This is a genomic window from Cellulomonas sp. IC4_254 (assembly GCF_011603975.1).
Lineage (GTDB): Bacteria > Actinomycetota > Actinomycetes > Actinomycetales > Cellulomonadaceae > Cellulomonas.
In genome coordinates this window covers 1-9514 of the sequence record NZ_JAANNB010000154.1, presented here as the reverse complement: position 1 = coordinate 9514, position 9514 = coordinate 1, and the positions used below count along the sequence as shown (strand labels likewise).

The following is a 9514-nucleotide window of genomic DNA, read 5'->3' as shown; positions in this document are numbered from 1 at the left end:
AGCCGCGCCCGGAGCCCGTGGACCGACCCAAGCGGCCGGTGGACGACTCCCCGCTGATCCCGAGCCGCAGCGCCGACGACTCCGACACCGGCTGGGGCGACGACCGCGGCGACTCGAACGACGACCGCCTGCGCCGCGACGTCCCCCCGCACTGGTGACCGACGCTCGCCGCTGACGCCCCGGCACGCTGGACGCGGCTCGCCCGAGCCCGCGCTCGCCCGAGCCCCCGGGGATGCCGCTCTCTCGGCGCGAGGGGGCGTCAGGTCGGCCGGTCGTCGGGGCCCGGTGAGGGGCGTGAGGTTGGCCCGTCGTCCGCGCCCGCTGAGGGGCGTCAGGTCGGCCCGTCGTCCGCGCCCGGTGAGGGGCGTGAGGTCGGCCCGTCGTCCGCGCCCGGTGAGGGGCGTGAGGTTGGCCCGTCGTCCGCGCCCGGTGAAGCGCGTGACGTCGGCCCGGTGTGCGCGTCCGGTGCGGGCGCGGCGCGGGGTCAGGCCAGGGGCGGGTGGTTCGGGGAGCCGGTGCCGGTGGAGCGGTCGGTGACGCCGGGGGTCGCCGGGCCGGGTGCGCCGGAGGTCTCGCCGGTGCCGGACGTGGTGGCCGTCCCGGGGGTCGTGTCCTGGCGGAGCGCCGGGGTCGACTGGGCGGCGAGCAGGTCGCGGATCTCCTGGAGCAGCAGGATGTCCTCGGACGGGCGCGCGGGCTCCGCCTCGATCCCGCGCTTGCGACGCTCGGCGAGCTTGTTCAGCGGGAGCACGATGACGAAGTAGATCGCTGCGGCCGTGATCAGGAACTGCAGGATCGCGTTGAGGATCAGGCCCATGTTGATCGTCGCGTGGTTGATCGGCCCGATCACCCAGATCTCGGAGATGTCCGGCTTCCCGAAGATCATCGCGATCAGCGGGGAGATGAACCCCTCCTGGAGCGCGCTGATGACGCTGCCGAACGCGGCACCGATGACGACGCCGACCGCCAGCTCGATCGCGTTGCCGCGGGAGATGAAGTCCTTGAACCCCTGGAGCACCTTGCCGGCGCCCCTGGCGCCCTCGGTCGCGGTGCGCAGGCCCTTGCTCAGTGCGTCGCTCATGCCGTGAGGTCCCCCGGTGTGCTGCGGCGATGTCGTCGCATCATCCCACGATCACCGCGCTGAGCACCCGGGACGCGGCGGCGCCGCTGAGGGCCACGGACTCCTCGGGGTCGACGGCGAGCAGCACCGGCGCGCTCTCGCTCGCCGTGGCGCCGCCGCCGAGCAGCCCACCCCCCGAGCCCGACGAGCCCGTGCCGGCGTCCGCCCCCGGGCGGGCGAGGACGACCGCCGCGCGGGCGAGCCGGGTCGCCTCGTCGCCGTCGTGCAGGGCGGCGGCCACCACGTCGACGCGCATCCCGGGCGTCAGGACGTCCGCGACGCCCGCGTCCGCGAACCGGACCGGGACGACGACCGTCCCCGGCGGCCCCGCGGCGGCGTCGTCCACGAGCAGCCCGACGACCAGCGGCAGCCCCGCGGGCACGGCCACCGCGAGCCGCCGCCCGACCAGCGCCTCGACCGCCGACCCGCCCGGGCCGGCGTCGTCGGGCGCGGCCCGGCCCCTCGTCGCGCCCGGGTCCGGGTCGGGGTCCACCAGGTGGGCCGGGACCAGCGCGAGCGGCACGTCGGTCAGCCGCACGTCGCCCGCGGCGAGCACGGCGCCGAGGGCGAGGTCCCGCGCCGCGACCGGAACGCGGGCGGTGGGCGGGTCTGCGGGCCGGAGCAGCCCGACGGCCACGAGGGCGGCGAGCCCGGCGCACAGCGCGGCCAGGGGCCGGCGGGCGCGCCAGGTCAGCAGGCGCAGCCGGCGGCGGGCCACCTCGGGCAGCGGGTCGGTCCAGGGCATGCCACCGACGCTAGGCAGCCCCCGTGGCGCCGCCGGGCTCACCGGGGGACCGGCTGGGGACGGCGCGCGCCACGCGGGCTGTGGAGGACTCGGCGACCGCGAGGGATCGCCGGTCCCGAGAGCCGGAGCCGGAGGCCCGGCGTCAGCTCGCGGCGGGCTTCGCGGCCGTCGTGGTGGACGACGACGTCGCGGCGGGCGTCGAGGAGGTCGTGCTCGTGGTCGCGCTCGACGTGGACGACGAGCCGGACGACGAGGACGAGCTGCTGCTCGCGGAGGTCGTGGAGCTGGAGGTCGACCGCGAGTCGTTGCGGTAGAAGCCCGAGCCCTTGAACACGACGCCGACGGAGGAGAACACCTTGCGCAGCCGACCGCCGCAGGCGGGGCACTCGGTGAGCGCCGCGTCGCTGAACGACTGGTGGATGTCGAAGGCGTGGCCGCACTCGGTGCAGGTGTAGGCGTAGGTGGGCACTGCTGTCTCCCGCGGATGACGTGACCTGGGTGGACGGGAGCCGGTCGCCGGGCGGTCCCGCCCGCGCCCCTGGCACTCCCTGTGTCCGAGTGCCAATGATACGCGCGCCCGCGATATTCCTCACCGGGCGCCCCCACGGGCGCGCGCGGCGGGTGCCTGCGGCGGGTGCGAGGTCCGGCCGGGCGACCCGGCGGTCAGCCCCCGAGCCGCACCCAGCGCTCGGGCGTCGCGACGATGTCCACGGTCCGGTCGTGCGGCTCGTGCGGCAGCGGCCGGGTCTCGGCGTCGTAGAGCTCCTCGGCGAACACGAGCGCGACGATCGGCGTCCCGGGGCGGGCGTGCGCGAGGGCGCGGTCGTACCAGCCGCCGCCCTGCCCGAGCCGGTTCCCGGCGGTGTCGACGGCGAGCGCGGGCGCCACGATGACGTCGACCTCGGCGATCGCGTCGGGGCCGAGCGGCGGGCCGGACGGCTCCGGGGGCCGGCCGGGCGCGCGCTCGAGCAGGTCGTGCCGGCCGGCGAACCACGCCCAGTCGCGCTGCAGGCCGGCGCCGAGCACGGGCAGCAGCACGCGCGCGCCGCGGGCGGCGAGCGCGTCGAGCAGCGGGCCGGTGTCGGGCTCGGTCGGGCGGGCGCTGTACGCGGCGATCACGCCGGCGTCCGCGAGGGCGGGGATCGTCTCCACGACGTCGACGAAGGCGTCGGCCGCAGCGGCCCGCAGGCGCGGGGACCGGGCGCGCCGGGTGGCGCGGATGGCGGCCCGGAACTCGTCCTTCACCTCGGTGATGCTGCTGCCGTCGGAGACGTGCGGGTACGGCTGGGCAGCGGCGCTCATGGCACCCAGTCTCGCAAACACCCCCGGTGCCGGGTAGGACCAAAGGGGTTGCACCGGCGCGGCCGGTGGGCGGCGGGCCGTGCCGGGCGGGCATGATGCGGGCATGAGATCCGTCCAGGACCAGCTGGCGGCGGTGCTCGCCGCGGTGGGACCGGTCGCCCCGCTCGACGTGGTGCTGGCCGACGCCTCCGGCACGATCCTCGCCGAGGACGTCGTGGCGCCGGCCGACGTCCCGTCCCGGCCGGTCGCCGCGTGCGACGGGTACGCCGTGGCCACCGGCGACCTCCGCGGCGGGGTCCCGGGCGCCCCGCTGGTGCTGCCGGTCGCGCACGACGTGCTGGCCGGGGACCCCGCCGCGCTGCGGCTCGCGCCCGGCCAGGCGGTGCGGATCGCCTCGGGCGGGCCGGTGCCCGCGGGTGCGGACGCCGTGCTCCCCGCGGAGGACACCGACCGGGGTGCCGTGCGGGTGGCGCTGCACCGGGTGCCGGTGCCCGGTGAGCACGTCCGGGCGGCCGGGACCGACACCGCGCGCGGCGCCGTCCTGCTCGCCGCGGGCACCCGGCTCGGCGCCCGGCAGCTCGCGACGGCCGCCGCCGCGGGCCGGGGGCGGCTGCGGGTGCACCCCGCGCCCCGCGTCGTGATCGTCTCGATCGGCTCCGAGCTCGTCGAGCCCGGGACCGCCCCTCGCGACGGCGGCGTCTACGAGTCGGCGGGTCACGCGCTGGAGGCGGCGGTCCGGGACACGGGCGCGACCCCGGTGCGGGCCGGCGTGGTGCCGGACGACCGGGCCGTGCTGAGCGAGGCGCTGGAGGACCAGCTGGTGCGTGCCGACGTGGTGGTCACCACGGGCGGGCTGTCCGAGTCGCAGCACGACACGCTCGCGGACGTGCTGGCGCCGCTGGGGACGGTGCGGTTCGACCAGGTCGCGATGGCGCCGGGCTTCCGGCACGGGTTCGGCACCCTGGGCGACGGGCCGGACGCGGTGCCGCTGTTCGCGCTGCCGGGGCACCCGGTGGCGTCGCAGGTGGCGTTCGAGGTGTTCGTCCGCCCGGCGCTGCGCGCGATGGCCGGGCACACCGACCTGTTCCGCCCGTCGGTGACGGCGCGGGCCGACGTGGGCTGGCCGTCGCCCGCGGGCGTGCGGCAGTTCGTGCCGGCCGCCGTCGTCGGGACGCCGGGCGAGGGCTACCGGGTGACGCCCGTCGGCGACCCGGCCGTGCCGTCGATCACCGGGTTCGCGCACGCGAACGCGCTCGCCGTCGTGGGCGAGCAGGACTCCGCCGTCGTGGCCGGGCAGGTCGTGCACTGCCTGGTGCTGGAGGGCTGATGCCGCGCGGCTGGCCCGTGGCGCTGTCCGACGGCGACGTGCGGCTGCGCCCGCTGCGGCGCTCCGACGAGGCCGCGTGGATGCGGCTGCGCGCCGTGAACGCGGCCTGGCTGGAGCCGTGGGACGCGACGTCCCCGGAGCCGGTGACGGGGCGGCGGCCGACGTTCGGGCAGTTCGTCCGCACGCTCGACCGGCAGGCGCGGTCGGGCACCTCGCTGCCGTTCGCGATCGAGCACGCCGGCGACCTGGTCGGGCAGCTCACGGTCTCCGGCATCACGTACGGGTCGCTGTACTCGGCGTCGATCGGCTACTGGGTCGCCCAGCACGTCGCGGGCCGGGGCATCACGCCGACGGCCGTGGCGCTCGCGACGGACCACTGCTTCACGGCGCTCGGGCTGCACCGGGTCGAGGTGAACATCCGCCCGGAGAACCGGCCCTCGTTGCGCGTGGTCGAGAAGCTCGGGTTCCGGGACGAGGGGCTGCGCGAGCGGTACCTGCACATCCAGGGCGCGTGGTGCGACCACCGGACGTTCGCCCTGACGACGGAGGACGTGCCGCGGGGGCTGCTCGCGCGCTGGCACGCCGGTCGCTCGAGCGGCGTCTGACCGATCCGTCCGCTCTGCCCGGGTTCGTCCGGGTGTGGCAGGCTGTCCTCGGCGCGCCGAATGACATCCATGTGATTTTCACGCGGCACGCCGCTCGACACGCCGCGACGGGTCCGGGGCCGGTGCCTGCGCCGCGCCTACCGTCGTGGAGTGTACGAATTCGCCGGACCAGCCGCCCTCGTGGTGGTCGGCCTGTGGATCGCGTACCTGGTGCCGCACAAGCTGCGGCACCGGCAGCAGCTGCTGGAGTCGCGGACCGACGACCGGTTCTCCGACGCCCTGCGGGTGCTCGCCGTGACCGGCCCCGAGGGGTCCGGGCGCCGGCGGCGCGCGGAGGTGGCGGGCGGGGTCCGGCAGGACTGCGGCCCGGTGGACAAGCGGGCCGGGCTGCTCACCCCGGGGACGGGGAACCGGCTCGCGACGACGGAGAGGGGAGGGGCCGAGGTGGACCGACCGCACGGGACCCAGGACAGGATCGGCGCCGACGCCGCCCGTCGTGCCGCGCAGCTGCAGGCCGCCCACGCCGCCGCGACCGCCCGCCGGGGCGCCGCCGCGCGTCGCCGCGGCGCGCTCGCGGGCGCGCTGCTCGCCGCGACCGTCGTCGGGTGGGTCGTCGTCGGCGTGACCGCGCTCGGCGTGCTCGCCGGCGTCGTGCCGACGGTGCTGCTCGCCGGGGTGCTCGGCCTCGGCCGCCGCGCCGTCGTGCAGGGCCGGCTGGCCGAGGACGAGTGGCAGCGCCGGATCCACGAGGCCACCGCGCCGCTGCGGGAGCGCGCCGCGCGCCCGGGTCGCCAGGGCGCCGCCGGCCGTGCCGTCCACCCCTCGCTCACCGAGACCCAGGCGATCGAGCGCGTCCGCGCCGACGTCCCCGTCCGTACGTCGACCCGGGTCCGGGACGGGGGCCGCGAGGGCGACACCTGGACGCCGGTCGCCGTGCCCCGCCCGACGTACGCCACCAAGGCGCCCGCGCCGCGCCGCGAGCCCGCCCCGCTGGGCGAGGTCGAGGGCTCGACGCACGCCGCGCCGGTGCGCCGCAGCACCGCGACCCCCGACGAGTCCACGGCCGCCCAGGCACCCGCGGCCGCGACGGGCACCGACGGCCCGACGTCGACCGCGGCGCCGACCGCGCCCGGGGCCCCCGCCGCGCCCACGACCCCCGGCGCCGAGGCGACCCCGGCGGCGACCGGTGCGGCGGCGACGAGCACGGTCGGCACGACGGCCCCCGCGTCGGAGGAGCCGTCCGGGTCGATCGACCTCAACGCCGTCCTCGCCCGGCGCCGAGCCGCCGGCGCGTAGGTCGCGACCAGCGGTGTCGTGAGCACCCCGGAACGGGTGCTAGGCTGATCACCGCTTCAAGGGGCTGTGGCGCAGTTGGTAGCGCGTCTCGTTCGCAATGAGAAGGTCAGGGGTTCGAATCCCCTCAGCTCCACCTCGAAGGCAAGGCCCGGGATCACGGATCCCGGGCCTTCGTCGTTCCCGGCCTCGTTCCCCGGACCCGTGTCCCGGACCCGTCCCCGGGTCCGCCGCCCGGCTCGCCCCCCGGTCGCGCGCCGGCCGGCCCACTCAGGCCACGGCCCGGCGCCACCCAACGACCGGTGCCCGGAGCACCTAGTCCCCGTCGCCGGTCCCGGTCGCCCGCCACTCAACGTCCGGCCCGCGGCACGGTGAGGTCCGGCCGCGGGGCCATCCTCGGACGGCGCCCGGGGCCGGTCCGTGCGCGGTGGGACGAGGGAGTCGCGGATGGACGGCATCGCCGAGCTCGTGGGCCAGCTGGGCGACGCCGTGTGGACCTGGCTGCTGGTGCCGGTCGTGGTGGGCGTCGCGCTCTACCTGACGGTCCGGTCGGGCGTAGCGCAGCTGCGCTGGCTGCCCGAGATGGTCCGGACCCTCCGCGAGCCCAGCACGCGGGACGCGAGCGGACGGCCGCAGTCCATCTCGGCGTTCCAGGCGTTCACGCTGTCGGCGGCGTCCCGGGTGGGCGTCGGCAACATCGCCGGCGTGGGCACGGCCATCGCGGTCGGCGGCGCGGGCGCGGTGCTGTGGATGTGGCTGATGGCGTTCCTCGTGGGGGCGAGCAGCCTGGTCGAGTCGGCCCTCGCCCAGCTGTTCAAGGTGCGCGACCGCGGGTCGTTCCGCGGCGGTCCCGCGTACTACATCGAGCGGGGCCTGGGCAGCCGCCGGGCGGCCGTGCTGTTCGCGGTCATCCTGATCGTCTGCTTCCCGTTCGCGTTCAACTCGCTGCAGGCCAACACGTTCGCGCAGACCGTGGTCGGCGTCACCGGCGGCGACACGGCCCCGGGCTGGGTGCCGTGGCTCGTGGGCGCCTCGGTCGCGCTGCTGACGGCGCTGGTGATCTTCGGCGGCCTGCGGCGGATCGCGCACGTGTCCCAGGCGACGATCCCGCTGGTGGCGCTGGTCTACCTGCTCGTGGGCCTGGTCGTCGTCGCGATGCACGCCGACCGCGTCCCGGCCGCCCTGGCCGCGATCGTCACGGAGGCCTGGGGCGGGTCGCAGGTCGCGGGGGCGACGCTCGGCACGATCATCATGACCGGCGTCCGGCGGGGCATGTTCTCGAACGAGGCCGGCCTCGGCTCGGTGCCGAACGCCGCCGCCACGGCCGCCGTCACGCACCCGGTGAAGCAGGGCCTGGTCCAGACCCTCGGCGTCTACTTCGACACCTGGCTCGTCTGCTCGATCACCGCGTTCATCATCCTGGTGCCGGGCCCGGACCTCACCGACGCGCCGCGCGGCGTGCACCTCACGCAGACCGCGCTGGCGGACACCCTCGGGTCGTGGACCGGCGTGCTGCTCGCGGTGATCATCTTCCTGCTGGCGTTCACCTCGATCCTCGGGAACTACTACTACGGCGAGGCGAACCTGCGGTACATCTCCGACCGCCGGTCGACGCTGCGGACCTTCCGGCTGCTGGTCGTCGTGGTGGTGCTCGCCGGCTCCGTCGCGAGCGCCGACCTCGTGTGGGACCTGGCGGACGGGCTGATGGCGGTGATGGCGCTGATCAACCTCGTGGCGCTGCTGCTGCTGTCCCGGCTGGGGCTGGCGCTGCTGGGGGACTACGCGGCGCAGCGCCGGGACGGGCTCGACCCGGTGTTCACGCGGGCCCGGCTGCCCGCCGGGGTGACCGGCGTCGAGTGCTGGGAGGACGAGGAGTCGGTGCGCGGGGGCGGGCCCGCGCGCGCGGGGCGGGTCGGCGGCGGCCGCTAGCGTCGGGCGCGGTGGCAGAATGACCCGGTGCCTGCAGCGATCCCGTCCCGACCGGGCCGGTGGTCCCGGGCCTGGTCCGCGACCAAGACGTGGGTGGACCCGCTCGTCGTCATGATCGTCGCGGTGTTCCTCCTGGGGCTGTTCGCCCCCGCGTCCGGCGGCTTCGCGACCGGCCTCGACCACGTGACGACCGCGGCGGTCGTCCTGCTGTTCTTCCTCTACGGCGCCCGGATGGCGACCAGCGAGGTCTGGGACGGCCTGAAGAACTGGCGGCTGCAGGGCGGCATGCTCGCCGCCACCTACCTGCTGTTCCCGGTCCTGGGGCTCGCGGTGCAGGTGCTGCCGGACTCGCTGCTGCCGGCCGACCTCAAGACCGGCCTGCTCTACCTGTCGCTGCTGCCGTCGACCATCCAGTCCTCGGTCGTGTTCACCTCGATCGCCCGGGGCAACGTCGCGGGCGCGATCACCGGGGCGACCGTGTCGAACGTGCTCGGCATCGTGCTGACGCCGCTGCTCGTCGGGGTGCTCATGTCCCGCGCGGGCGGTCCCGTCGGCGGGTCGGCCGGGTCGACGCTGCTGCAACTGCTGCTGCCGTTCGTCGTCGGGCAGGTCCTGCAGCCGAAGATCGGCGCCTGGGTCCGCGCGCACAAGCCGGTCACGCTGATCACCGACCGCGGCACGATCCTGCTGGTGGCGTACGGCTCGGTGTCCGAGGCCGAGGCGTCGGGCGTGTGGGACGACCTGACGGTAGGGGTGCTGGTCGTGCTGGTCGCGGTGTGCGCGGTGCTGCTGGCCGCGATGCTGACGATCACCTGGAGCGGCGGGCGCGCGCTGCGGCTGTCCCGCGGCGACCGGATCGCGCTGCTGATGTGCGGGTCCAAGAAGAGCCTGGCGACCGGCCTGCCGATGGCGAACGTGCTGTTCGGGCCGGTGGCCGCCGCGGGCGTGGCGCTCCCGGTGATCGTGTTCCACCAGCTCCAGCTCGCGACCTGCGCCGTGCTGGCGCGGCGGCTCGCGGCCACCGACCCCGAGCCCGACCCGGTGGTCGCCCGCGCCTGACGGCGGGCGCCCCGGCGGCAGCAGCGGCCGGGGCGCCCGGGTCAGCGCGGGGAGCCCGCGCCCACCAGCGGCCGGTCGTCGGCCCCGGGCGCACCCGGGTCCGGTGCGGCCTCCGGGCCCCCGGGCCCGCCCGG

General features: G+C 76.8%; 9 protein-coding genes, 1 tRNA gene and 1 pseudogene. 7 read left to right on the top strand and 4 right to left on the bottom strand.

The features are described 5' to 3' along the window. Positions 1-484 precede the first annotated feature (484 nt). Positions 485-1081, bottom strand: coding sequence for a large conductance mechanosensitive channel protein MscL (mscL, locus tag G6556_RS14145; protein ID WP_166942603.1), 597 nt, complete (start codon positions 1079-1081; stop codon positions 485-487). Positions 1082-1121: 40 nt separating this feature from the next. Further along, positions 1122-1865, bottom strand: coding sequence for an SAF domain-containing protein (locus tag G6556_RS14140; protein ID WP_240934521.1), 744 nt, complete (start codon positions 1863-1865; stop codon positions 1122-1124). 170 nt (positions 1866-2035) lie between these two features. Here G6556_RS14140 and G6556_RS20260 point away from each other — a divergent pair, with 170 nt between their 5' ends. Then, on the top strand, positions 2036-2179 hold the full coding sequence (locus G6556_RS20260) for a hypothetical protein (RefSeq protein ID WP_346774908.1): 144 nt from the start codon (positions 2036-2038) through the stop codon (positions 2177-2179). Between the two features lie 62 nt (positions 2180-2241). Here the strand turns inward: G6556_RS20260 and G6556_RS20255 are convergent. Both G6556_RS20255 and G6556_RS14130 read right to left on the bottom strand, forming a co-directional pair. Next, positions 2242-2334 (bottom strand): annotated as a pseudogene (locus G6556_RS20255) (FmdB family zinc ribbon protein); the annotation flags it as partial. A 194-nt stretch (positions 2335-2528) separates the two neighbouring features. Further along, positions 2529-3167: a 5-formyltetrahydrofolate cyclo-ligase gene (locus tag G6556_RS14130; RefSeq protein WP_166942598.1), complete on the bottom strand. Its 639-nt coding sequence runs from the start codon at positions 3165-3167 to the stop codon at positions 2529-2531. Between the two features lie 103 nt (positions 3168-3270). On the opposite strand from G6556_RS14130, the gene glp reads away from it, so the two are divergent. The 6 genes from glp (at position 3271) to G6556_RS14100 (ending at position 9380) form a co-directional block, all read left to right on the top strand. Further along, on the top strand, positions 3271-4494 hold the full coding sequence (gene glp / locus G6556_RS14125; RefSeq protein ID WP_166942595.1) for a gephyrin-like molybdotransferase Glp: 1224 nt from the start codon (positions 3271-3273) through the stop codon (positions 4492-4494). Continuing rightward, the gene (locus G6556_RS14120; protein WP_166942592.1) at positions 4494-5099 is read left to right on the top strand and encodes a GNAT family protein; all 606 of its coding nucleotides are present in this window, start codon (positions 4494-4496) and stop codon (positions 5097-5099) included. Before glp ends, G6556_RS14120 begins: the two co-directional genes overlap by 1 nt. A gap of 150 nt (positions 5100-5249) precedes the next feature. Beyond that, entirely contained in the window at positions 5250-6395 is a 1146-nt protein-coding gene (locus G6556_RS14115; protein ID WP_166942589.1) for a hypothetical protein, read from the top strand. A 60-nt stretch (positions 6396-6455) separates the two neighbouring features. Beyond that, a tRNA-Ala gene (locus G6556_RS14110) sits at positions 6456-6528 on the top strand. A 311-nt stretch (positions 6529-6839) separates the two neighbouring features. Further along, complete coding sequence (locus tag G6556_RS14105; protein WP_166942586.1) at positions 6840-8321, top strand: alanine/glycine:cation symporter family protein; 1482 nt, start codon at positions 6840-6842, stop codon at positions 8319-8321. Between the two features lie 27 nt (positions 8322-8348). Continuing rightward, positions 8349-9380 (top strand): bile acid:sodium symporter family protein, encoded by a 1032-nt coding sequence (locus G6556_RS14100; protein ID WP_346774907.1) that lies wholly within the window; start codon positions 8349-8351, stop codon positions 9378-9380. Positions 9381-9514: the final 134 nt, after the last annotated feature.